The 25289-nt window shown below is 47.7% G+C and carries 22 protein-coding genes and 1 tRNA gene; 7 read left to right on the top strand and 16 right to left on the bottom strand.

Annotated elements, in window-relative coordinates; all coding sequences use genetic code 11:
• Position 1 precedes the first annotated feature (1 nt).
• The 14 genes from der to trpS all read right to left on the bottom strand — a co-directional run bounded on the left by der (position 2) and on the right by trpS (position 13876).
• Positions 2-1321, bottom strand: coding sequence for a ribosome biogenesis GTPase Der (der, locus tag G7Y46_RS00800; protein ID WP_165251715.1), 1320 nt, complete (start codon positions 1319-1321; stop codon positions 2-4).
• A gap of 74 nt (positions 1322-1395) precedes the next feature.
• A complete protein-coding gene (gene ispH, locus G7Y46_RS00795) occupies positions 1396-2232 on the bottom strand; it encodes a 4-hydroxy-3-methylbut-2-enyl diphosphate reductase (protein WP_165251713.1) in 837 nt (278 codons plus the stop codon).
• Positions 2229-3104: a lysophospholipid acyltransferase family protein gene (locus G7Y46_RS00790; protein ID WP_165251712.1), complete on the bottom strand. Its 876-nt coding sequence runs from the start codon at positions 3102-3104 to the stop codon at positions 2229-2231. The genes ispH and G7Y46_RS00790 overlap by 4 nt, the downstream gene beginning before the upstream one ends.
• Positions 3105-3797: a (d)CMP kinase gene (cmk, locus tag G7Y46_RS00785; RefSeq protein WP_165251710.1), complete on the bottom strand. Its 693-nt coding sequence runs from the start codon at positions 3795-3797 to the stop codon at positions 3105-3107. It lies immediately after the preceding gene.
• The gene (aroA, locus tag G7Y46_RS00780) at positions 3797-5119 is read right to left on the bottom strand and encodes a 3-phosphoshikimate 1-carboxyvinyltransferase (protein ID WP_165251708.1); all 1323 of its coding nucleotides are present in this window, start codon (positions 5117-5119) and stop codon (positions 3797-3799) included. The genes cmk and aroA overlap by 1 nt, the downstream gene beginning before the upstream one ends.
• Entirely contained in the window at positions 5109-6284 is a 1176-nt protein-coding gene (locus G7Y46_RS00775; RefSeq protein WP_241156989.1) for a prephenate dehydrogenase/arogenate dehydrogenase family protein, read from the bottom strand. The genes aroA and G7Y46_RS00775 overlap by 11 nt, the downstream gene beginning before the upstream one ends.
• 92 nt (positions 6285-6376) lie before the next feature.
• Entirely contained in the window at positions 6377-7093 is a 717-nt protein-coding gene (locus G7Y46_RS00770) for a pseudouridine synthase (protein ID WP_165251704.1), read from the bottom strand.
• On the bottom strand, positions 7090-7824 hold the full coding sequence (scpB, locus tag G7Y46_RS00765) for an SMC-Scp complex subunit ScpB (RefSeq protein WP_165251702.1): 735 nt from the start codon (positions 7822-7824) through the stop codon (positions 7090-7092). Before scpB ends, G7Y46_RS00770 begins: the two co-directional genes overlap by 4 nt.
• A complete protein-coding gene (locus G7Y46_RS00760) occupies positions 7824-8615 on the bottom strand; it encodes a segregation/condensation protein A (protein WP_165251700.1) in 792 nt (263 codons plus the stop codon). Before G7Y46_RS00760 ends, scpB begins: the two co-directional genes overlap by 1 nt.
• 3 nt (positions 8616-8618) lie before the next feature.
• Positions 8619-9299: a site-2 protease family protein gene (locus G7Y46_RS00755; protein WP_165060668.1), complete on the bottom strand. Its 681-nt coding sequence runs from the start codon at positions 9297-9299 to the stop codon at positions 8619-8621.
• A 58-nt stretch (positions 9300-9357) separates the two neighbouring features.
• A complete protein-coding gene (locus G7Y46_RS00750) occupies positions 9358-11382 on the bottom strand; it encodes an ABC-F family ATP-binding cassette domain-containing protein (protein WP_165251698.1) in 2025 nt (674 codons plus the stop codon).
• Positions 11383-11388: 6 nt separating this feature from the next.
• Positions 11389-11937, bottom strand: a complete 549-nt coding sequence (locus tag G7Y46_RS00745) for a FumA C-terminus/TtdB family hydratase beta subunit (RefSeq protein WP_165251696.1) — start codon at positions 11935-11937, stop codon at positions 11389-11391.
• The gene (locus tag G7Y46_RS00740; RefSeq protein WP_165060676.1) at positions 11934-12824 is read right to left on the bottom strand and encodes a fumarate hydratase; all 891 of its coding nucleotides are present in this window, start codon (positions 12822-12824) and stop codon (positions 11934-11936) included. The genes G7Y46_RS00745 and G7Y46_RS00740 overlap by 4 nt, the downstream gene beginning before the upstream one ends.
• Complete coding sequence (gene trpS, locus G7Y46_RS00735) at positions 12824-13876, bottom strand: tryptophan--tRNA ligase (protein ID WP_165060679.1); 1053 nt, start codon at positions 13874-13876, stop codon at positions 12824-12826. The genes G7Y46_RS00740 and trpS overlap by 1 nt, the downstream gene beginning before the upstream one ends.
• A gap of 147 nt (positions 13877-14023) precedes the next feature.
• Between trpS and G7Y46_RS00730 the strand changes: the two genes are divergently transcribed.
• The 7 genes from G7Y46_RS00730 to G7Y46_RS00700 all read left to right on the top strand — a co-directional run bounded on the left by G7Y46_RS00730 (position 14024) and on the right by G7Y46_RS00700 (position 23706).
• Positions 14024-14098: transfer RNA gene (locus G7Y46_RS00730), tRNA-Val, on the top strand.
• A gap of 777 nt (positions 14099-14875) precedes the next feature.
• Complete coding sequence (locus G7Y46_RS00725; RefSeq protein WP_165251694.1) at positions 14876-17725, top strand: ATP-dependent DNA helicase; 2850 nt, start codon at positions 14876-14878, stop codon at positions 17723-17725.
• 12 nt (positions 17726-17737) lie between these two features.
• Positions 17738-19474, top strand: a complete 1737-nt coding sequence (locus tag G7Y46_RS00720; protein ID WP_206214151.1) for a site-specific DNA-methyltransferase — start codon at positions 17738-17740, stop codon at positions 19472-19474.
• Between the two features lie 3 nt (positions 19475-19477).
• Entirely contained in the window at positions 19478-22126 is a 2649-nt protein-coding gene (locus tag G7Y46_RS00715; RefSeq protein ID WP_165251692.1) for a DEAD/DEAH box helicase family protein, read from the top strand.
• Positions 22127-22133: 7 nt separating this feature from the next.
• Positions 22134-22817, top strand: a complete 684-nt coding sequence (locus G7Y46_RS00710) for a hypothetical protein (RefSeq protein WP_165251690.1) — start codon at positions 22134-22136, stop codon at positions 22815-22817.
• A 198-nt stretch (positions 22818-23015) separates the two neighbouring features.
• Positions 23016-23243, top strand: a complete 228-nt coding sequence (locus tag G7Y46_RS09060; protein WP_206214150.1) for a hypothetical protein — start codon at positions 23016-23018, stop codon at positions 23241-23243.
• 268 nt (positions 23244-23511) lie between these two features.
• The gene (locus tag G7Y46_RS00700; protein ID WP_165251688.1) at positions 23512-23706 is read left to right on the top strand and encodes a hypothetical protein; all 195 of its coding nucleotides are present in this window, start codon (positions 23512-23514) and stop codon (positions 23704-23706) included.
• Positions 23707-23875: 169 nt separating this feature from the next.
• On the opposite strand, the gene G7Y46_RS00695 is transcribed toward G7Y46_RS00700, so the two are convergent.
• Together G7Y46_RS00695 and G7Y46_RS00690 are read right to left on the bottom strand one after the other, a co-directional pair.
• Positions 23876-24331, bottom strand: a complete 456-nt coding sequence (locus G7Y46_RS00695; RefSeq protein ID WP_165251686.1) for a DUF6756 family protein — start codon at positions 24329-24331, stop codon at positions 23876-23878.
• 220 nt (positions 24332-24551) lie between these two features.
• Positions 24552-25097: an SMI1/KNR4 family protein gene (locus G7Y46_RS00690; protein WP_165251684.1), complete on the bottom strand. Its 546-nt coding sequence runs from the start codon at positions 25095-25097 to the stop codon at positions 24552-24554.
• Positions 25098-25289: the final 192 nt, after the last annotated feature.

The following is a 25289-nucleotide window of genomic DNA, read 5'->3' as shown; positions in this document are numbered from 1 at the left end:
ATTAATCTTTCTTCTTGAATCTGAAACGTATGGGAGTACCAACCAATGAAAACTCGCGCCGCAAACGATTTTCGAGAAACCGAATATAGTTGTCAGTAACCACATCTGGGCGATTGCAGAAAAATGCAAAATCGGGCGGACAAGCAGATGTTTGGGTAACATATTTAATACGTAAAACGGTTTTGCCTTTAGTGACGGTATGACCACTTTCGCGAATTTCGGCAAGCCATGTGTTTAATTTACTCGTGGAAATAGTGGCAGAATAATTAGCATACGCTTCATCTATAGCATCCCAAAGGCGCAAAGCGTTCTTGCCAGTTAAAGCGGAAAGCGCCACCACCGGAGCATAATCTATATACTTCAGCTCATCTTGCACGTCTTCGCGAACTTTTAGCTTTGCCTCTGCGCCCACCACGATATCCCACTTGTTCAACACAACCACCATGGCACATCCGCGCTCAGCTGCATAATTTGCAACCCGCTGGTCTTCATTGGTGACACCCAATGTAGAATCCATTACTAAAAGAGCCACATCAGCCCTGTCAATTGCCCTCATAGCACGCACAAAGCCGTAATATTCCACCGAATCGTCTATTTTGCTTTTTCGGCGAAGACCAGCTGTGTCAACTATGCGGTACTTTTGTTCATTGTGAACAATTAGCGTATCGACAGCATCGCGAGTGGTGCCAGCTACAGGGCTTACAATAGAACGATCGTTGTTGGTTAGACGATTCACAAGTGAAGATTTACCAGCGTTTGGGCGACCTATAACAGCAATGTTGATTATTTCTTCCTCGACATCTTCATCTTCAGTAGAAGCCAAATGAGAAATAGCTGCCACTACCTCATCTAGTAAGTCTCCTGTACCATGACCATGCAAGGCTGAAATAGCCCAAGGTTGACCCATTCCTAGCTGCCAATATTCCCATACATCGTCAACACCTCCGGGAGTGTCCATTTTATTGACAGCCAAAAAAGCAGGTGCCTTAGAGCGCAGTAAAATGCGCGCCACTTCCTCATCGTCAGCTTGTATACCGGTGCGACCATCCACTAAAAAGATTATTGCATCTGCCTCATCAGCAGCGCGAAAAGCCTGCGCACGTATAGATGCCTGAAAATCATCATCGGTGGCAAGTTCTATACCGCCAGTATCTACAAGCGCAAAATCGACACCGTTCCAATCGGCGCTGTGATAAGAGCGATCGCGAGTAACGCCTCGCATTTCATGCACGATAGCATCATTTACTTGCGCTATACGATTCACCAGCGTAGATTTACCCACGTTTGGGCGTCCAACTATGGCGACAATCGGTTGCGGCATCTCACACTCCTTTTCACTAAAACTAATAGTCTAGCGGATTGAAAGCAACTATGCAGTTGTCCGTTTTGAAACAGCTATAACGCATCCAACATCTGCACTACTTGAGATATTTGGTAGCTAGGAGTAGACGCTCCAGCCGTAACCCCTACGCTCTTACAGCCGCTAAACATTTCAGGACTGAGTTCTTCGTCAGACTCTATATGAAAGGTACGCGGACATATTGTGCGGCAAATTTCTGCCAAACGCGTGGTGTTGGAAGAGTTCTTCCCACCTATAACCACCATAGCATCCATATCCTCTGCAAGGCGCGCAGCTGCAAGCTGTCTTTCGGATGTTGCCGAACATATGGTGTTGCGAACTATCGGCTCGATGTTGCGCTTCTGCAGCGCCGATACAATTTCATCAAGCACCTCACGACGCTGCGTGGTCTGTATTACCACCCCAACCGGAGCATATAAGTTATCCGGTATATCGTCGGGCGACAGCACTACATCAACTTTTGCGCCAGCTATGCGTGCGCATTCACGTATGGCGCTAACCTCTGGATGCCCCGGCTCGCCAACAATAAGCAAACGGCACCCGTCATGCGCAAGTTGCTCGGCAGCTTTTTGAGCACGCAACACATGCGGACAAGTAGCGTCAACCACACGCACATTTATATCTTCTAGCTGGCGGCGAACCTGCGGCGTAACGCCATGGCTGCGTATAATAACCGTATCAGCCGATACATCATCAACACTTTCAGCTACCCGAAGCCCATGCTTTTCAAGATTTGCAACCACTTGCGGGTTATGGATAAGAGGTCCAAGCGTATTGGACGCACCATCTGTGCGCAATACCTCTCCTGCCATATCTAGCGCCCGCTGTACACCATAGCAAGCCCCAGCGTGTTCAGCCAAAACTACCTTCACGCTTGCGCCTCGGCAACTTCTGCGATTTGCACCCGAGGGCTCATCTGGGCTTTATACAAAGCTACAACTTCCTCTGACGTATGCTTGGGTATGGGATGTTCTGCAAATGTATTTGCATAGTCTTTTGAATCGGGAAATAATTCCACCATGTCCACCTCGGCTGCGGGAATGCGCCTAGATAAAGCAAAGCATTCACGCATGGCGTACCAAGAGCACGCATCTAAGCGTTCATCTTTAGGCAAAAAATCAAAGTCGGAAAGCAAAATGGGCGTACCGTATTCCACTGTTATTTTTGGAAAATGAACTCGACTACCCTTCTGTTTTACGTATTCTGCATCGCGCACCGTCATAGGCAGTATAGGCGCTTTGCCCATACGCGCTATAAACGCTGCACCCGAATGCAGCTTTGGCTCAAGATTACCTTTTCCGCGGCGCGTACCCTCTGGCAGTATTCCTACAATTTCGCGGTTTTTCAGCATGCGCGCAGCTCGTTTTATAGCAACACGATCGGCTGAATCGCGCTTTATGGGAAAGGCACCTACACGTGAAAGAATTTGACCCAGCAAACCGTTAGCATTCCTAAAAAGCGTATCGCGCCCAATTATGCGCACCCACTGTTTTGTACGCGCGGCAAGATATATAAACGCCACATCTAAAAACGATGTATGGTTGCATACAACCAATACACCGCACTCATTGTGAAATGCCCGCAAATTCTGCCGTCCATCTACACGATAGCGAAACAACAACTTGCACAAACCACCAACAACAACGTAAACGGCATTTCCGAACCAATGCGGTACCTGCTTTTCGTCAGACATGCCACCAAGCGGCATGTCCCACATATCTTTATATGGGATAAATAGGCTCACCTATACCTCTTCAGCCGTTTTTTGAATGCATGCGTGCGCCATACTGCATATCTTAGCGATAATGTCTTCAATATAATCTTCAGTCGAATCAATAATGTGCGCATCTGTAGCCGGACACAAAGGCGACTCTGCGCGATTGGAATCGTATTCGTCACGCCGTATAATGTCGCGCAATACTTCCTCGTAATCTATAGATCCAACGCCTCTATCGGCATTTTGACGAACACGCCTATGGGCGCGCTCTTCCGGAGATGCTGTCAGGAAAATTTTCAGCTGAGCATCGGGAAACACAACAGTGCCTATATCGCGCCCCTCTACTACAAAATTGCCTGAAAGACCAACTTTGCGCTGCAGATGCACCATAGCTTCGCGCACCGAAGGCGCAGCCGAAACCGGGCTTACAGCTTTATCTATCTGCGATGTACGTATGGCGCTTGTAACGTCGTTGTCATCTACAAATACAGTCTTTGGAATAGGGTCGCCGTCGCTATGCCCAAAACGTATATCGCATGCACGCGCTAATTCACCAAGTGCAGCATCGTCATCTAGCGGTATATCTTTTTGCAATGCCAACCACGCAATGCAGCGATACATTGCCCCGGTATCTAAACATGAGAAACCTAGAGTTTTTGCGCAAGCCTTCGCTACGCTAGACTTACCTGCCCCCGATGGTCCATCAATAGCAATTATCATTAGCTCACCAGTTTCTGTATGTTCTTAATAAAATTAGGATAACTTACTGCAATGCAATCAAAATCGCTAACTTGTACGGGAGTGTTTCCGCATAGCCCCGCTAATGCCCATGTCATAGCTATACGATGATCGCCGTAAGAATTGAAAACCAGTCCACATGGCAGCTGCAAATTCGGATTGCCCTCAACCAGCAAATTTTCAGCTTCTTCCCACGCATCTATCCCCATAAGTTCTAAGCCGTCAATAATTGCCTTTACGCGATCTGTTTCTTTATTGTGCAGTTCGCTTACACCGCGAAATACCGTAACGCCACGGGCATGTGCAGCCACAAATGCTAACACAGGTACTTCGTCTAATATGGAAGCAAAATGCTGTGAAGGTATCTCGCAACCACGCAAAGCATCGGTAAATTTCACATGAATAGTGCCATAAGGTTCTTTGCCCTCGTAGCCTTCAATATGTTCAGAAATATTGGCGCCCATGCGCTCTAGCGTGCGAACAAAACCGATGCGTGCAGAATTCAGTGAAACATCGCGGACAACAACATCGCTTCCGCGTTTCAACAGAGCTGCCGCACACAAAAAAGCTGCAGACGACGGATCGCCCGGCACTTTAAGATCGCTTGCATGCATAACGGTTGGACCCTCAACCTTTGCAACCCGCGTACCGGCAGTTGTAGGCACACCATATTCAGGCAGCATAAGCTCGGTATGGTTGCGCGAAGGTGCAGGCTCGTTTAGAGTCGTTGTGCCATCTGCGTATACACCCGCCAGCAAAACCGCTGTTTTTAGCTGTGCCGATGCCATTGGCGCATCGTATGTTATAGCGCGAATATCGCTACATCCAGTTTCTGTTATAGGCAATCTATCGGCTTCAGCAGGCTTAAATTGCACACCCATTTTCATCAAAGGCGCAGTATTGCGGCGCATTGGGCGCTGACGAAGCGAATCGTCTCCGGTTAGCGTAACTTCTATAGGCCAAGGCGCAAGCACACCCATCAACAAACGCGCAGTAGTGCCTGAATTGCCGCAGTCTATGGACGATTCAGGTTGCACAGGACCGGCTTGCCCCCATCCGGTTACGGTTCCCTCTAAAGAGCCATCGGTGCATTTCTTTAAGTCTACCTTTGCACCAAGTTGCGTAACAGCTGAAATGGATGAACGCACATCTTCGGAGTCGAGTACACCGCTTAGGTGCGACGTGCCCTCTGCCATTGCAGATAAAAGCACCGCTCTGTGCGATATAGATTTATCTCCCGGTACTTTAATTTCACCGGTCAGTGCCCCAGATAGCGGCTCAATCATTTTCGCGTCATTCGACATGGCTGTGCTCCTTCGGAGAAAGCGGACTGAACGAAACGGAATATCCCGCACTTACAAGTTTATATGACATTTGACCTATATCACCCTCGTCTGTAAGAACCAAACTAAGCACGGCATTACCTTCCGATACATGATCTATCTCGATAGATTGTATATTGCATCCAACCGAACTGGCAATGGTTGTTACCTCTGCAACAACACCTGTGCGATTAACCATCGGAATCCTAACCTCAACCAAGCGGTCGCTTCCGGGAACCCAAGCAGCGGGAAGTTCCCGGCGCGCATCGGAGGCACAAGCTAGCATTCGCGTGAATCCCACCTTATCGCCATCAACTAGAGCACTTCGCAGATTTGCCAGTATATCAGTCATTTCAGCTAATCCATTAGCCAACGCGTCGGCATTGTCAAAAGCGATACCACACCATAAAGCAGGAGAACCAGCCGCAACCCGAGTAGTGTCTTTAAATCCACCAGCCGCAAGACGCATCAGCGAACGACTTTCATCTACATGAGCAAGTGCTAATTGCATTAGCGCTGAAGCTACCATATGCGGCACATGGCTAACTATAGCCACTGCGTTGTCGTGATCTTCGCGCGGCAGCGAAACAACACGAGCATTCATGCCGCATATAAGCTCGTGCAGCTGCTGAAAAGCATCGGGATCGGTGTTTTCATCTGGGCAAAGTATCCAATTTATACCCTCGTATAAATCGGATCTAGCAGCGTCAACTCCCGCCTTCTCAGAGCCTGCCATAGGATGCCCCGGAATATATATTGATGGGTTTGGAAGAATACTGTTTGCAGCCTCAATCATGTGTGATTTTGTACTAACTGTATCGGTTAGTACACCCTCATAGTTAGCCTCCGCCAACATGTGCATATAATCATCCACTGCAGCTACAGGCGTAGCCAATACAACTAAATCGGCTTTATTGGCTAGAAATTCTGTAAAGAGCGCATCGTCTGGACGGCACGCCTCGTTCACCCAGCCTCTTTCTTTTGCCAGCACGCACGCCCTACCATCAACGTCTACCCCAAGCAAATACATCTGATGCCACGCTTTGCGAAGCGCCGCCGCAAGAGATGCGCCTATTAGACCTAAACCAACTATAACCACAGCATTAAACGGTGCGCTTTTCTCGCTTTCATATGCGTTGTCTTGCAAACCCTTACCATCCTTTCGTTGCATAACCCATTGTAACAACATGTAACTGGGCACGTACAAATTCTAAGAAATTTGGTAAAGCAGAAAATGGGTTAACGCGCATTATTTAAAAGCGTATGCACTTCGGCATCTGTCAATTCGCGCCAACAGCCTTCTTGTAAATCATCCAAACATAATGACCCGAAAGAGAGCCGATGTAGTTCCTCAACATGACAACCAATAGCGCTAAACATTCTGCGCACTTGGCGCTTGCGCCCTTCATGTATAGAAATAGATACAAGTGGATTTTTCCCAGCCTGTAAAACTTCAACCTTAGCTGGCGCTGTCATACCATCGTCTAGCAACACGCCTTCGCGCAAAAGGCTAACGCCTGCATCGGACAGATTTCCGGATATACGGGCAATGTATGTCTTCTCAACATTGCGGCTTGGGTGAAGCAAAGCATTTCCCATATCGCCATCTGTTGTAAATAGAAGCAAACCCGTTGTGTTGAAATCTAGCCTACCTACCGGAAATAGCGCCGGATGAGCGCTTATGGGCACAAGTTCTGCCACCGTAGGACGACCTTGCGGATCGTGCATTGTGGTTACATAACCTGTCGGCTTGTTCAACATTATCGTAAAAGCGCTGTCATCTATAAAGATTTGCTTGCCATCTAAAGATACACAATCACTGTCTTCGTCAACTTTTGTGCCGAGTTCGCGCACCACTTGCCCATTCACGGAAACGCGACCATCTAAGATTAGCCGTTCACTTCCGCGCCGCGACGAGGCACCCGCGCGAGCCAAATATCTAGAAAGGCGCATCATTCTTCGTCTAAATCGAATTCCAAAGAATCGAAGTCTATTTTATCTACCACGCCAAGTGTAGATGCTATGGCATCTGTTAGTTGCTCTGACAAATTGCTATCTACCATCTGCTGAGCCATGAATGCAGCCGCCTCATCCGAAACTTCTGGCTGCTGACGAGTAGCGCTAAGTCGTTCACTTATTAGCAGTTTTGTTTCTTCGTCGGGAGCAAATTCATTCAAATCGGGAAGATCATCAACCGAACGCAAGCCAAATTTTTCCAGAAACGCACGAGTGGTAGCATACAACGTAGGATTACCGGGAGTATCAGCCGAGCCAGCCTCGCGCACAAGCCCCTTTTCAATAAGTGAACTTATCGTACTATCGGAATTTACACCGCGCACCGATGCCACACCTTGGCGCGTAACAGGCTGTGTATACGCAATTATGGCAAGTGTTTCCATAGCTGCCGCTGAAAGTTTTCGAGTATCCCACGACAGCACGTATTTCTCTACTAGTTCATCGTATGCCGGATGTGTAAACAAGCGCCACCCACCTGCCACTTCACGCAGCTGAATTCCGCGATTGCCCTCTTTAAGACGCAACGCCAAATTATCAAGGGCGGTTTGCACCTGTATTGCATCGCATTCCAGCTGATCTGCCAGTGTTAGTACTCCTACCGGCTCGTCAGTAACAAATAGCATTGCCTCTATTGCGCCTTCAAGATTTTGGGTGTCTGGTCCCTTAAACATCAATCTTCTCCTACTGATGTAAGCACATCTTCGCCAGATAAGTTTAATTCCCCGGATCCTTCGATGTAATCAATAGCTATATCGCCAAATTGCTCATCTTGCGACAAGCGCACCATCTGTCGTTTATATAATTCCAATATTGCCAAAAACGTAACTACAACTAGTTGTGGACGCGCATCGTCTAGTAACAATTCGCTGAAATTAAGATGCTTTTTTGATTGTATACGCGCATGTATTGCCCGCACGTGAACTTCTACCGGAATAGGTTTAGCCGCAATATGCTCCGACTCAAGTAAGAACTTTTCGCGTCTTGCAAGCGCATTAGAGGCAAGCAATCCAAGTGAATCTAAGGTAACGCCTTCCAAAAAGTCGGGCATAAGCCCCAAAAAGCGCGCATCCGGTCCAAACGGACGCGAATGCATTCTGCTCTCGGATTGCAAACGAGCATCTAGCTGCACTGCAGCATTCTTAAACTGCTTGTATTCAATAAGGCGCTGCACTAATATTTCGCGTGCATCACCCGGGTCTAGCTGAGCAATATCTTCTTCCACTTCATCATATTGTTTTGGAAGCAGCGCCTGAGCCTTCAATTCCAGAAGCGTAGCAGCCACAAGTAAAAAATCGCTGGCAACATCTAAGTCAAGCTTTTCCATGTGGGCAACTTCGGCTAAATACTGATCGGCAATTTCAGTTATAGAAATAGAGCCGATGTCTACCTTTTTACGGCTGACCAAATAGAGCAGCAAATCAAAAGGCCCCTCGAAGCTCTCTATAGATACGCGGTATGCCATGTGCTATGAAATCCTGAACGGGAAAATCAGATTAGCCAAATTACCAGCAGTAACATCTAAGTACCACGAAAATGGATTGAAGTGGAATAGATATGGCATAGCTATGACACACAGCATGAATATCGGGAAAGCATAATGCTGTATGGAATACCATTTTGGAAGCCACTTCACCGGTATAAAAAGCGCAATGATGGAAGATCCATCGAGTGGAGGTATGGGTATTAAATTGAAAAACATCAGATATAAATTTATAAGGCAAAACATGGGTAGGAACATGTAGTAAAAGTAATACCCAATGGCGCTTTGCGCGAGAATGGGCCACATATCATAAAGCGCCCACGCTATAGCCGCCGCAATAAGTGCCATGCACAGATTTGATAGAGGACCGGCAATACCCGTTATAAAGTCGCCTTTACGCGGGTCTTTGAAATAGCTGGGATTGTACGGCACGGGTTTCGCATAACCAAAAATTGGCCAATTCATTATCATAAGAATTAGAGGCAGAATGACAGTACCAAATGGGTCGATATGCTTGAGCGGATTTAGCGATAAGCGCCCCGCGCGCTTCGCCGTAGGATCGCCCAACTTGTACGCTGCAAAACCATGCGACACTTCATGTACAACAAGTGCCGGAACAAAACATAAAATTGCACATATGTAATAGGCTATTATTTCGGTATTCATAGTTTCATAGTTTAACCGACTACCGCACAAATTGAAGACCAAAACGCAGAGCTCATAGTTATCCTACACGTTTTTCCTGTTTTGCTAATTCGGCTTCCAATTGTTCATTTAGTTCAAACCAATCCGCTTCAGCGGACTCTATTTTGCGCTTCAAGTCTGCATGTTCTGCTATAGCATCTGCTGCACCTTGTTCTTTCATATAAAAATCTGGGTCTGCCATTAACTCTAGCAACTCTGCCATACGCGCACTATATTGCGCAAGCCTAGAATCTAGCGCAGCTATTTTCTTTCTAATCTCTTTGGTTGCAGCATGAGCCCTATTTCTAGCCTCGGCTTCCATGCGCTTTTGTTCCTTAGTTTTTGGCGCACTACCTTTTTGCGCGGAAGTACTTTCTTTTGAAGCGGTTGCTTTTGACTTTTCTGGCGGCAATTCATCTGCAAATAATTCGTCTACTATGGAATTTCCGCTAATATCGCTTCCGTCTAATTGTCCAGATTTGTAAAGATAGTAATCGTAATCGCCGGCATAATCGCTAAGTTTGCCATCTTTTACCTCTACTATCCGGTTGGCGACGCTGCGTATCAAATGCCTATCGTGCGTTATGAAAAGCAAAGTACCCTCAAACGCTTGAAGCGCCTGTTCTAACACATCTACACTAGATATATCTAAATGATTAGTAGGCTCGTCTAGACAAAGCAGCGGACTTGGCGAAACCAGCATCTTAGCCAAAGCGAGACGGCTTTTCTCTCCGCCCGAAAGCACCGATACCTTCTTATCCACATCATCTCCGCGGAATAAAAATGCACCCAAAAGCGATCTTACCTGCGAAATACTCCACGCACCCGCAGCGCGATCGAGCTCTTCAAACACAGTATTTCCCGCATGTAATTCTTCTAATTGATGCTGCGCATAATACGTCAGGCTAACATTTACACCATACTCTATAGTGCCAGCATCTGGCGATATTGCGCCTGCTACCATCTTCAATAAAGTAGATTTCCCGGCTCCATTCGGTCCAACAAGCGCCACCTTGTCGCCACGCCACAAGTTGAAATCTATGCCATCGTATACCGCGCAAGTGTCGTAGCGCTTCACAAGTCCTTCTGCACGCACCACTTCTTCGCCCGTGCGGGGTGGCTGTTTAAAATTGAAATGCACATGCTTCTGCTCATCTGGCAAAACTATACGATTTTCCTTTATGCGCTCTAATTTGCGAAGCCTGTCTTGCGCCTGCTTGGCTTTCGTTGCTTTATAGCGAAAACGTTCTACAAACGCCTCTAGTTTCTCTATTTCTTCATCTTGCTTTTGTTTTTCTATTCGAAGCCGCTCTAGCGCCTCTTCGCGCGCCTTCATATAGGCTGAATAGTTGCCCTTATAAAGCGCAACGCAGCCATTAGCTATTTCAGCCACACGATCAACCATGTTGTCCATGAAAGCTCTATCGTGACTAACAACAATAACGGTTCCTTCATATGAGCGCAAAAAACCCTCTAGCCATTTCACCGACTCTAAATCTAAATGATTCGTAGGCTCGTCTAAAAGTAGAACTTCGGGGTTGCGCACTAACAATTTTGCCAGCGCTATTCGCATTTGCCAGCCGCCAGAAAATTCACTAACACTGCGAGTCATATCTGCCTCGCCAAAGCCCAAACCGAATAATACCGCGCGCACCTTAGCTTCCAGCGTATAGCCGCCCATCATTTCAAATGCATCACGCGCACGCCCAGCAGCAGCTAATTGCGCTTCGCTTGGACTATCGCCTAGTGCTTCCTCTAATTCGCGAAGGCGCTTCTCGGCTTCCATAACTTCGGACTGAGCCGACATGACCTCATCAAAAACGGCATCATTGCCCATCTCTATAGCTTCTTGCTCTAAATAGCCTACACGCGCCCCTCGTGCAAATATAACTCGACCTTCATCTGCATCAATTTGCCCAGTTATAATTCGCAAAAGCGTAGTTTTACCAGCCCCATTAGGACCAACAAGCGCAAGGCGATCGCCCTGTTCGAGCCGAAATGTAACATCGCTAAATAAAGTACGGCTAGGATAGGTTTTTGATATATGCTCAACCTGCATTATCACCGGTAATCAAGACTCCGATTCTATATTGCGATACAAATCGTTGCCTTTTGTATCTATTTCAACATAAACGGGAAAATTTACCACTTCCAGCTTTCGCAGAGCTTCGGTACCAAGATCTTCCCAAGCAATTAGTTCAGATGCATGCACACATTCAGCCAAAAGCGCTGCAATGCCGCCAATCGCAGCAAAATAGACCGCCCCCGTCTCTTTACATGCGCGCACCACCTCTTCGCTTCTCTTGCCTTTGCCTATGGTGGCAACTATTCCCGCGCGCATTAGTGCAGGAGTGGCAAAATCCATTCTGGAAGCCGTTGTGGGTCCGACAGCTCCTATAGGTCTACCGGCAGCAGGCGGAGTAGGACCTGCATAAAACAGGGTTTGCCCCGCTAGGTTAAACGGCAACTTGCCGTGCTCTTCCAAATATTCCATACACCTTTTATGCCCGGCATCGCGCATGGTGTAGATATTGCCACTTAGCAATACCTCATCACCAGCACTAAGGTGCGCCAGCTCTTCATGCGCCAGCGGCAGTTGCAGTTTTATAGGAGAGGTCATATTATGTCGGCTTTCATTAAGTCTATTGTGGCTGAACGCATAGCGCAGCACCCCATATTTACAGCTACCGGAAGTGCAGCAATATGGCATGGAGCTGTTTCAAGATGCACCGCTAGCGCCGTGGGTGTGCCCCCCAAAGCAGCAGGACCTATGCCACACGCATTTATTGTGCCAAGAAGTTCGCTTTCGAATGCAGCAGCTTCGTCGCTTTGTGCAGGCGACCCTATAGGACGAAGCAGCGCATGTTTTGACATGCCTGCCACCTTGTCAAACGTTGCGCCAACACCAACACCCACCACAAGCGGCGGGCACGCATTAGCCGCTTTTTCGCGCACGCAATTTATAACCACTTGCGCGACACCGCTAGCGCCAGCGTCGGGCGACAACATACATACACGCGACGCATTGTCGGAACCGCCGCCTTTTAGCAACACATGAAGAAGCGCACCCGAGCCGGGCACTATACGCAGCTCGCAAAATGCCGGCGTATTGTTGTTCGTATTTGAGCGATCAAACAAGGCATCGCGCACAACACTCATGCGCAACTTTCCATCCTCGTAGGCGCGCGCCACCGCATCGTTAACTTCGCGAAACACGCCTCCCGGCACAGAAAGTTCCTCACCCACTTCCAAGCACACCCAAACCGTTCCGGTGTCTTGGCATATGGGAACATTATCGCGCTCGGCAATAAGCGCGTTTTCTATTATGGCATGAAGCACGCTTGTTTGACGCGAGTCGGCACCAGCATCTTTTGAGGACAGCCACGACGCACGTATAGCCTCAAGCACATCGGGGCGCAACGTAGATGCACACTCGCGTATGGCTGCATACACAGCACGCGCCACCAAGCTAGAATTAAGCGCATTCGGCGAACTTGAGACACCCATCAGTAGAGCATCCCCATAGCTTCGCGCACTTCATCAAGCGTTGCTTTTGCTATATCGTTAGCTTGTTTGTTGCCCTGCGCTAACACATCTTTAATGTATGGAATGTCTTGCTCAAGTTCGCGCCTGCGCTGGCGAATTGGTGCTAAGTACGAATTCACACTTTCGGTAACGTATGCCTTTAGTGCGCCTGCGCCACTGTCGCCTATTTCGGCGGCAATATCTTCTTCAGTACGCCCTGTAGTAAGCGCAGCTGTAGTTAGCAGCGCACTAACACCCGGGCGCGCCTCTGGGTCAAATGTTATATTGCGTTCGCTGTCGGTCTTGGCTTTCTTAATAAGTTTTGCCGTTTCTTCCTCGGTCGCGCAAAGTGAAATGGCATTTCCGTAGCTTTTAGACATCTTTCTGCCATCCAAACCCGGCAAAAGCACACTTTCCGTAAGCAGACCCACCGGCTCTGGGAACACGTTGGCATAGCGTTCGTTAAAGCGTCTGGCAATTTGGCGCGTCTGTTCTATATGAGGAAGCTGATCGCGACCAACGGGTACTATGTTGCCTTTGCAGAACAGAATGTCGCAGGCTTGATGTACCGGATATGTAAGCAAAAGCCCCGTAAGAGCGTGACCCGATGCCTCTTGCTCGGCCTTCACTGTGGGATTGCGCAAAAGTTCAGCTTCGCTGACAAGCGACAAAAACGGAAGCATTAGCTGATTTAGTGACGGCACCGAAGAATGTGTGAAAATCATTGTGCGCGCAGGGTCTATTCCGCATGCCAGATAATCAATAACCATATTTATTACATTGTCGGCGATGTGCTCGGTAGTGTCGCGGTCAGTTATAACTTGGTAATCGGCTATAACGACGTTCGTTTTAATGCCGGCATTTTGCAGCCGCACGCGTTCTACTATGGTTCCAAAATAATGCCCTAAGTGCAGTCGCCCTGTTGGTCTATCCCCTGTTAGCATGGTGAATTTGGATGGGTTTTCAGACAGCTCTACCTTGACCTTATCACTCATAGCTTTTTGTGCCAAAAATGTTTGCGAATCGCTTGCCATTGATTAACTCCGTTTCGTCTTTGTTTTGCACGCATGCATTTAAGCGAAACAACTGGCGGCTATGCTAGCCACAGTCATTCCGCATGTTCGCTTGCGAACAATCTCTTGAAGCCTGCGCTTTGTAACAGTATAATAAATCGTCGATTCGGTCGCTTGGCTCAGCGGGAGAGCATCGCCTTCACACGGCGGGGGTCACAGGTTCAAATCCTGTAGCGACCACCAGAAATTAGCAGGTCAGAGCGTTATGCGCTCTGACTTTTTTCTTGCCACTTGCAGCTGGTAAGATTTGGGTTAATGAGAGTTAATGCTCACTGTGCGGAAGCTTGCAAAAGCAAAGCAGGGGGAGGCAGAAAAGTGTGTAAGGCTCAGTCCATCGCAAAGGGGCAAGGAGTGCTGTTGTGGAACTCTGACCAAACCAGACCGTGTGTTGCCTCCGTCACTTTTTAGGCGAAAAATGGTCAAAACTTCCGACTTTCCACAGTCTATAATGCCAAATTACGCCAATTACGAATCAAAATAGAATTGGAGAACCCTGTTTGCCCAGTGTCATCCACAATTCAAGTTAGCTATGTGGCGCTATGACCATGGAAAGCTGGAAGTTTTGACCATTTTTCTAACTTTTTTGAACTAGTATGCGGATGAGTTGAATCGTAATCTAGCGTCCGGGGTGTTGACACCTCATCCCGCAAAACACCGATTCAAGAGGAAAATGACCTCCATACCGATACTTGTACTTGCACGAATGATAAGGTCTGGCAGCTTAGATGTAGCTGGAGGCGAGAAGTATCTGGCGCTAGTGTAAAGCGCACATATTTTCATACTGAGCCTTGTGAACCTCGTTTTCGGACGGGGCTTTTGTTCTTTTAGGAACATACCATTTGGTTGTTGCTGTGGTAATTTTACCGTGGCAGACCGTTGCGCGGGTCATTCAGGCAGAAGTTCTTTGAGATAATGAAAAATGCTGAGTTCAAATCCACCAGGAAACGAGACGTTCTGTAGATGTTCGACTTCGGAAATGCCAATAATAGCCAAATCAAAGCCATAACCACCACTGATGGTCCACTGCTTATAATCGCTGGACCAGGTACTGGCAAGACTTATACTTTGGTTACACGTGTTGTTTACCTTATCACCGAGAAGCATGTTGACCCGAAGCAGATCATGGTGGTTACCTTTACGGAAAAGGCTGCCAAAGAGCTTATAACCCGCATATCAAACAAGCTTACCGAACTTGACATACAGATAAACCCAGAAGATATGTATATAGGCACGTTTCATTCGGTCTGTATGCGGATTATCAGCGAGAATATAGAGTATTCCACGTTGAAGAAGAACTATCGTATTATCGATGACTTCGATCAACAGTACCTCGTTTTTAGGAACTTTTGGAGGTTTCGTCAGTTACCTCACTTTGAAGCACTGCCTGCCAGTAGAGGTGTTTGGGACCAATCAGCGGAAATCCCAAAATGGGCCAACAACTTATCCGAAGAACTTATTGATGCGAATGCTCTCCTTGAAGACGATGACGACAGTATCAAAGCTATCGCTGAGGCTGTAAGTCTGTATAACGAGCTTCTGGAAGATAACAACTGGCTGGATTTTGCGAAGATTCAGTATGAATGCTACCGAATGCTGCAGGACAATCCAGGGCTTTTGAGCGAGGTGCGCAACCGCATCAGCTACGTTATGGTGGATGAGTATCAGGACACGAACTACATCCAAGAACAGTTTGCGCTTATGTTATCGGCGGATAACGAGAATCTCTGCGTCGTTGGCGACGACGACCAAGGTCTGTATCGCTTTCGAGGTGCGACTATCAGGAATATCATTCAGTTTCCGAGCCAGTTCAAGAACTGCGAAGTGGTGCATCTGGATGTGAACTATAGGTCGCGGCCAGAGATAGTTGGGTTCTACGATCACTGGATGACAAAGACCGAAGGTAGAAAGTTCAAGTTCGATTGGGCTGGATTTAGGCACGAGAAACACCTGAGAGCCGTGCGTTCTAAAGTGAGCGATGCGAGTATTGTGAGCGTGATTGGCGGAGAGGATTCGGATTGGAGCGAACATCTCATAAATTTAGTCCGCGAGCTAAAGGAAAGCGGAAAGATTGAGGACTACAATCAGGTGGCGTTTCTGTTTAAGTCTGTAAAGAGCGATCGCGTGCGTGGGCTTGCTGAGGATTTCGCTACTGCAGGCATTAACGTGTACTCGCCGCGGTCGAACGAGTTTTTTGACCGCGAGGAAATCAAGTTGGCTTTGGGGCTTATGCTGTTTTTATTCCCTGGGCTGTTGGTGAAAGTGGTTGATAGGAAATTCGAGTACATTGACGAGCAGTATCTGAGTTACTTGGATGGTTGCATAGAGGCTGCAAACAGCTACATCGCTACGGATGAGGCGCGCGAGCTGAGAGCCTATGTGAGCCGACGAGGGAAGGAACATCACACCTTATCTGAGAACGCAGACCACGGGTTTCTTGATTTGATTTACGAGTTGTTTGCGTTTGAGCCATTTAGGACGATTTTGGACACCGATACTCGTGCTGGCGTTTATGACCTGAGGCCCTTGCATAACTTGTCTCTTCTTACCAGTGTTTTTGCGCGGTACGAGTATCTGCACCATGTGAGCTTTCTTTCTCCTAAGTATTTGGAGAAGGAGCTGGACAGGTTGTTTGACATGTACCTCAAGTTCATGTGGCGCGGAGGTATCGGTGAGTTTGAGGACGAGACTGAGTACGTGCCTAGCGGATGCGTGTCGTTTATGACCATTCATCAGTCAAAGGGGATGGAGTTTCCTGTTGTGGTGGTTGACACCACCAATGCGACACCGCGAAAGAACTCACAAGCCGAGTTTATTCAGGGAATAATAGACGTTTACGGCAAGCGAGCCGAATTTGAGCCAACAGAAGACATCAAGTACTTCGACTTTTGGCGGCTCTATTACACGGCGTTTTCTCGTGCTCAGGACGTGTTGGTAGTGACGACCGCCGCAAAACCTACGAAGTGCTTCGAGGCGGCATTTGAGGAGTTGCCAGCGTGCGAGCCGCATGCGCTGACTGCTTCACGGGAGCTTCAGGTAAGTGCGATCAAAGAACAGAACCTCAAAGCCATGCTCTCGTTTACTTCGCATATTGCCGTGTATGAGGGGTGCTCGTTGCAGTACAAGTTCCATAACGAGTTGGAGTTTACTTACGGCAGCAACGCGTATACGCTCTTCGGGTCGGTGGTGCATCAGACCATAGAGGATATGCATAAGGCGGCACTGCGCGGCGAGGCGGACACCATCACGCCCGAGAACATGGATGCTTGGTTTAACGCCAACTACGAGACGCTTTCTAAGAGTGAGCATGCTTATCTGGCAGAGCCTCAGAAGGAGGCTGCCAGGAAGCAGGTGGCACGGTATATGGAAAACCAGCGTGGAAGGTGGGATTTTATACGCGAGGCGGAAGTGCCTGTGAGCCTGGTGAAGCCCGACTACATAATAGTGGGCAAGATAGATCTTGTGCGCGGCGAGGGCGATACCGTGGAGCTTGTGGATTTCAAGGCGGAACGCAAGCCTGACATGTATAAGGGTGCTGACAAGCTGAAGCGATACCGAGAACAGTTGCAGATGTATGCGCACCTAATTGAGGAAAAGACCGACTACAAGGTGAGCAAGCTGCACGTGTACTTCACGGGCGAAGAAAACGGCGTGCCCACGGTGAGCTACCCTAAGGACGAGGTTTCCATTGCGAGAACAGTGGAAACATTTGACGAGGTGGCACACAAAGCACTAGCCAAGGACTACTCGACAAAGGCGAAAGACTACAAGTTGTGTAAGAACTGTGACTTCAGGCACTACTGTTCTAGATAGGAAGGTTGAAAGATGGCAGAGGCTATGCAGGGAGAGCTTTTCGAGTTCGACAAGCGACCCGTCATCAAGGGATTTCCCGAGCTTAGGTGGACGGGCAAGCACCCGTATACGTCCACGCAGTATTACCCTGCGCAGCGTAAAGAGAGCTACGGCGAACCTGTGGATGGCTGGATGAACAAGCTTTTCTGGGGTGACAATCTTCAGGTTATGAGCCACTTGCTGAAGGAGTTTCGCGGCAAGGTTGACTTGATTTATATTGACCCACCCTTTGATTCTAAGGCTGACTACAAGAAGACCATAAAACTCCGAGGTAATAATATCGAAGGTGATAGTTCGTCTTTTGAAGAAAAGCAATATGGAGACATCTGGTCTAGTGACGAATACCTCCAGTTTATGTATGAGAGGCTTATCTTATTGCGCGAATTGCTTGCTGATAATGGCTCGATTTTCTTGCATTGTGATTGGCATAAAAATCACCAACTAAGAATGATCATGGATGAGGTGTTCGGCACATCAAACTTCATTAACGAAATTGCCTGGTGCTATTTCGGTCCAGGGTCGCCTGGAATGCGCCAATACAACAGGAAGCACGATACGATTTACTGGTATTGCAAAAGCGGGACATGGAAGTTTAACGCCGATAATATAAGGGTTGCACACAATGAAAAGACTACGGGCAACTTCAAAGCAGGATTAAAGGGTTCGGGTTTTATGGCCAGTACATACGAGCTTGCAGATGGAAAGATACCTGAGGATTGGTGGGAATTTGCCATTGCGGGACGTTATCCAAACGACGGAATAAAACGTGTTGGTTACCCTACAGAAAAACCCTACAAATTGTTGGAGAGAATAATTCTTGGCTCCACCGATCCGGGTGATATTGTTTTTGACGCTTTTATGGGTAGCGGAGTTGCTTTAATGGTTGCCATGCAAAACGGACGGCGTTTCCTTGGCGCAGACATTAACATGGGTGCCATCCAAACGACCACGAAGCGGCTCTTGGCTGTTGCCGACGAACTCAATGGAGAGCTTCCCGACGGCACGACTTATTACACGGGTTTTGAGGTCTACAACGTCAACAATTACGACTTCTTCCGTAATCCCGTTGAGGCCAAAGAACTCATCATTCAGGCGTTAGACATTCAGAAACTGGATGAGGGCAATGTATATGACGGTGAGCTTGACGGACGTATGGTGAAGATTCTGCCCACCAATAGAATTGCCACCAAAGCTGATCTGGGAGATTTTGTATCACATCTGCCTATCAGAACATTTGAAGAGCGCAAGGCAGAGAATCCGAACAAGCCTGTTGAGAAGATTACGCTTGTTTGCATGGGGCATGAGCCAGACCTGAAAGCATCGCTTGAAGGCGAGTTGGCGGAGTTCAAGTTAGATGTTGAGATATGCGACATACTGCGCGACAAGCAGGACTTGCAGTTCAAGCACGAGGCTGAAGCAGATGTTGAGGTGGTTGATGGTGAACTTGTTATAAATAGCTTCTACCCACTGAACCTGATGCAGAAGCTCAGCATGGAGCGCGAGACTGTGAGCGATTGGTGCGAGCTGGTAGATTCCGTGCTCATTGATTGGAACTATGACGGCGCGGTGCTTGAGCCCGCCGTGCAAGATATTCCCGAAAAGAACGAGCTTGTAAGCGGCAGGTACGCCGTACCTGAGGATGCTGGCACCATAAAAGTGAAGATAACCGACCTTTTGAGCGAGTCTTTGGAAGTATTGGTGGAGGCGTAAGGTATGGCCACCAAATACGATACAGACCTTGCCTTTTATCAGCAGCTTATCTGGTATTACCAGACCAACAAAGGCAGGATTCAAAAAGGATATAAGGGCATAACCAAGAAGCTGCTTGCCTATAACGACCGTAAGACGAGAGCTGATGCGTACTTGCGGCCACCTCAGTTCGAGGCATTCGAAATATATGTCTTCTTCAAAGAGTATTTGGGCAACATGAGCGTGCGCGAGGCGTTTGACGAGTGGCGCAACAAGACGGGCAAGTTTGTCGACTCGAAAGATGCCTTTCGTGCGAGCGGAAGATTGTTCGATATCTATTCCGAAAAGCAGACAGAGGAAGTTTTCAAGCAGCTGGAGAAAGCTGACGAACCTTATCCGAATTACATCTACGCGCTTACCATGGGGCTTGGTAAAACCGTTCTTATGGCGACATGCATCTATTACGAGTTTTTACTGGCGAACAAGTTTCCTAAGGACGAGCGGTTCTGCCATAACGCGCTTGTGTTCGCGCCCGATAAAACTGTGCTGCAATCGCTCAAAGAGATAGTGAGCATGGATAAGGCTTTGGTGTTGCCGCCAGAGTACGTTTCTGTAGTAGATAGCAATCTGAAAGTTCATTTTTTGGAGGATGCCGGAACGACACTTAACACGCTTGATGATTCCGACTTCAATTTGATTATTTCAAACGACCAGAAGATCATTGCCAAGCAGAGGCACAAGGAGAACACAGCGACGGATAGGCTTTTTGATATGCCTTCTGCGATGTCTGAGCGGGCGTCTGAGATGCTTGCTGCTGTGTATGGGGAAGATTTTGCCAGGGATGATAAGGGGCTTATATTCAATCAACGATACACGAAGCTGACGAGGCTTAGGCAGCTGGGCGTGTATGTGGATGAGGCGCATCACCTGTTTGGCAAGGAACTGGTCAAGTCACTCACGGATAAAAAGAGTGAGAGCTCGCTGCGGCGCACTATTAACCTGCTTGATGAGGAGCTGAGGCGACAGGGCACGGCTGTTGTGGGCTGCTTCAATTACACGGGCACGCCTTATGCCAATAACAAGGTGTTGCCGGAGGTGGTGTATGCCTACGGGCTTCGTGAGTCTATCCAGCACGGATATCTGAAGACTGCGCGGGTGCTTGGGTATGACAACGTGAAGAGCGAGGCGTTTTTGCGTTTTGCGATCACCGAGTTTTGGAACACCTACGGCGAAAACAAGTACGAAGGGCTTCTGCCCAAGCTTGCTATATTTGCATCGCGCATCGAGGAAGCAGAGGAGGAAGTGCGACCAGCTGTTGAGAGGGTGCTGGCTGAGCTTGGTATTGATACAAATAAGATTCTGGTGAATACCGAGCACGCCACAAACGAGGAGATACACGCCTTTAACAACCTGGACAATCCCAACGTTGGCGGCAATGACAAGCAGTTTATCATCCTCGTGCAGAAAGGACGCGAGGGGTGGAACTGCAGGTCGCTTTTTGGGGTGGCTATGTATAGGTCCCCCAAGTCAAAGGTGTTCGTGCTTCAGGCGACTATGCGATGCTTGCGCCAGATTACCGATGTGCAGCAAGAGGCTACGGTGTTTCTCTCCAAGGAAAATGAGGAGATTTTAGACAACGAGCTTAGGAAGAACTTCAATATGGAGATAAGCGAGATGAAACCCTCGACTGCCAAGGAGAAGAAGACATATAGGGTGCGTGTCGTTTTGCCAGAGGTGAGGATTCCGCTGAGCAGGCTGAGGCATAATTACGCAGTTGTTGAAAAGGCTTTGGATGCGCCTTTAGATTTCGGCTTGGATGAGCTTGACCTGGAGAAGTATCGCGCCACTGTGACCGAGAAGAAGCGCATTGACCGCGACATTGCTGCTAAGACCTATGAGATTTCTGGCAAGGTGGATGACTACGAGTATAGCCTGTTTTCGTTGGTGCCTAAGATTGCAAGCTATATCGGGGCTGAGACTTCTTGCGTGAAGATTGAAAAGATGCTGCGCGGAAGCGTTGATGGCGCAGATAAGGTGCTTGAGCTTGTAAACTTCAATGAGGATATTTTGTACGACGTGATTATCCCCAAGGTGTTCGACGCTTTGTATGAGGTGCGGGGAGAGACGGTTGAAGAGCCGCGTGAGATAACCTTGTTAAGGAAGCCCAAGAACGCGGAATACTATGAGTTCTCTGCTAACCCTAGCCTGGTCAAGGAAATGGATGATGCTCAGTTCATTGAGGTCGCCGACAAGAGCTTCCATGCCGATACCTACTGCTTTGACTCCAAGCCAGAACAAGAGGTATTCATGCAGTATATCTTTGCCGAGGACATAGACAAGGTGTACTTCACGGGTATGTTTACGAGCGGCCAGGGTGATTTGATGGTGAACTATTACGACCCTGAGTCTATGAGCTTGCGCAGCTACTACCCTGATTTTCTTGCTGTTAGAGAAGATGGGACAGTGGAGATCATCGAAGTCAAGGGCGAGAATAAACTGGATGATCCAGTGGTTAAGGCAAAGGCTAGGGCGGCCGAAGAGACAGCTGCGGGTAGTAGGTATGTGTATCGTGTTATTCCTGGTAATTTTGCTATGGAAAACGACCTGTTTGCCGATGACGTGCAGGAACGACTTGAGTATTGGGTGGCATCGTTAGAGGGCGATAAGGAGTAGACCGGATATGCAATCGAGCCTGTTCAAAGAGAGCGAACGCAGGAATGGAGACGGAAGAGATATAGGTATTCTTGTGGCTTGCCTTTTAGACGAGCTATTCGTTATAGAGACGCTTAATAACTATCACAGGGCTTTGTTTGGTTATAGTGAAGAGCGTGTCGCTATGTTTAACAGGGTAGCGAAGGTTCTTATGGTAACGATGCAGGATTCGCTTCTGGACGAAATCACGATAAGACTGGCTAGACTAATAGACAAGCAGAGCATTTGTGGTAATGAAACCTTTACTCTCAGGCGCTTTGATGGCTATAGTTCGGAGGCTGGGGATCCGGCTTCGTATGATTCGAAGCTCGAAGAAGCGAAAGCTTGCATCGATGCTGCATTCAAAGACGTCCGGAACCAGCATCTTGCTCATCTACAACTTGATTTGCTTGCTGATGGGGTCAGATATGCGTACGCATCGTGTTCTGTAGTGCAAGAAGCGATAGATAAATGCATGGCTTTTATCGAAGAAGCAGAAACGCAGTTCGGCATAACAAGGAAGTACTTCCCGAACCACGATGAAGCTAGAGAGGTTGATAGGTTTGTCGAGGTGCTAGAAAAGGGCTACGAGCAAATGGTACCGAGAAAGTGGTGGAAGCAAAGCAAGGCAGACTGCGATGCGACTCAAACTAACAGTGATTCAAGACGATAATTGTGCCGGTGTGATTTCTGGGTGGTTGATGCTACCCAGTCTTTTGTTACACGGTCAAGCCTTCCCGAATGTTTCAGGACGGACGAAGCTCCACAGTGGGAAATTTGCCGAAACTTATGCCGAAGAAATCACGAGCTGACACGACGAATGGCACTATTGGCAGCAGAATGAAAATTCGTAAGTTGGAGGTGGATGGCGATGAAAGAAGATATCATTGCGAAGCTAACAACAAAGAATGATGAATATGCTTACGCTTTTACCGATAGAATCATATCCGATAGCCTAGAAACAGACGAGTGGTATGAGCATTTTGATGACTTTGCCTCGTTGCTTGACCATACAAAATCGTTGGTGAGAAATCGCGCGATGCATATACTCGCGGCAACCGCCCAGTGGGACGACGAGAACCGCTTCGATTCTGTCTGACTTCCTCGCACATATAACGGACGAAAAACCGATCGCAGCTAGGCAATGTGTTAAGACTCTTGCGCAGATAGGCTTGGTGAAACCGCAGTACATTCCAAGAATACTATCCTGTTTGCATGAGGCGAATCTATTGAAGTATAAAGACAGCATGTGCCCGTTGATCGAAAAGGACATGACAGAAACAGAAAAGATATTGATGTCCTCTGATTTATAGACCGATTTGAAAAGATGACTTAATGCCGCAAGCGAGCGTTTGCGCAGGCTCGATGTGGCGCACGGAAGCAAGGACAAGAGCCTAGATGAGGGCGCGAAGATGCGCGTTACGATGAAGCAGATGCAAAACGAGGTGCAGGCGCTTAGCGAGGGCGGCGCGAAGGAGCGCGAACTCGTGGTCGATGTGGAGTTGGTCGAGGTCAGGCTGCATGTTAAGCTCTTACATAAAGTTCTGACAAAATTTTTTTGAAGTGTTTACGCTTTTAGGACATTCACACGGCGGGGGTCACAGGTTCAAATCCTGTAGCGACCACCAGAAACACCAGACCAGCAAATATTTTTACTTGCTGGTCTTTTAGTTGCCTGTTGATTTCTGGGCTTCTTTGAAGGTTTGTGGGATTTCGGGCACGATCTCTCTATTATTTTCTATAGAGAGTTACACACTCACCATCGTTGCAGTACGCCGCTAACTTATCAAACTGTGGGGTGGTGATGTAAAAGTCTTCTAACAAGCCATCTATTTCGCTTAGCACGCCGATTATGCTATCTATGTATCCCTCGTAAACCCAACCTTGGGAAAGGATCAGATAGATTCTTTTGCTTGGATTGTAAGATTGCAACTCTTTCATCTTCGCCAACATACAATCCCAACCAATATTTTCACTAATGCAGTCTATCTTAATGAGTTTATCTCTGAAATGTAACCAACAATAATCTAATTCAATATTGGGATATTTATCGTAATCAACAAATGCATAATAGAAGCCATTTATAACTTCTTTATATTTCGTTTTGGGGCATTCGCGAAACGATTCTCTGTTGATCGACTTTTCATTTATAGTATTTTCGATTTCATCACGAATGCACTTCTGCATAATATGCCTCCCTCAATAGTTTACGCCTTGTTCCTGAAGTTACAGTAGTTGGAAGTTACCACCAGTACAAACATCCTATAAAACCAAGACGAGGTAGCCAAATGGACTCACAGCTTAAGGTTAAGGCTCAAAATATGGTAGCGCGATGATGTTTATAGGTATAGACCTTATCTCGATAATAGATGACATATTCGCCCATCATGGCACGAGATGTCATCGATTATACGAGATCGGTCCAAAACGGTACCGGACAAATACTTTCAAAGTCGATGGCACCCTGGTCTTTTCCATCGAATTCAACCTCGAAATAATCTTGGATATCCGCTCCGTAATATATGATATCCCCACCACACACAGACATGATCGGCGGATTCTCATCGGAAACCATCGGCATATACCTATGAAAATAAACTGGTATTAGCTTCGGCGCCGTTTTCAGTCTTTCTATCACTTCCCTTTTGAAAACTTCTTCGTCTGCCGGCTCTTCGCCCCAGTCCTCGCACCAGTAAACTTCTTCCGGCGTATCATGAATATCCCTCATTGGTCGGCTTATCGCATCTTTTATACGTTCGATGTTCTTCTGCTCTCCGTTCCTCCAATCATAGAACCCGTTCGATACCGGCAAAGCAGCCATTAAAAAATCCCGCAGACTCTTCGGGAATACAATTTCATAGATCTTTTCTATCTGTACGATTTCATCAGCTGCCAGCCCGCTTTCTAATTCTATTCCTCGTCTTTTTAATAAATCCACGCTCTGTTCATACATTCCCCGTCACCCCGCTCTTATTCAATCGAGTAAATATTCGATAATGATCATCGGTATATGTATCCGTCACTCCCGTTTCGGTGTGCTCAACAGATACTCGCTCATATGCTTCATGCCCGTGGAGCCAGCGGAACCAAATCCCTCCGACCATAATAGTACCCTTTGACCTTCGCCGAGTTCATGCTAAAGGAG

This window comes from Adlercreutzia sp. ZJ304 (assembly GCF_011039075.1).
GTDB lineage: Bacteria > Actinomycetota > Coriobacteriia > Coriobacteriales > Eggerthellaceae > Adlercreutzia_A.
This window is presented reverse-complemented; position numbering and strand designations above follow the sequence as displayed.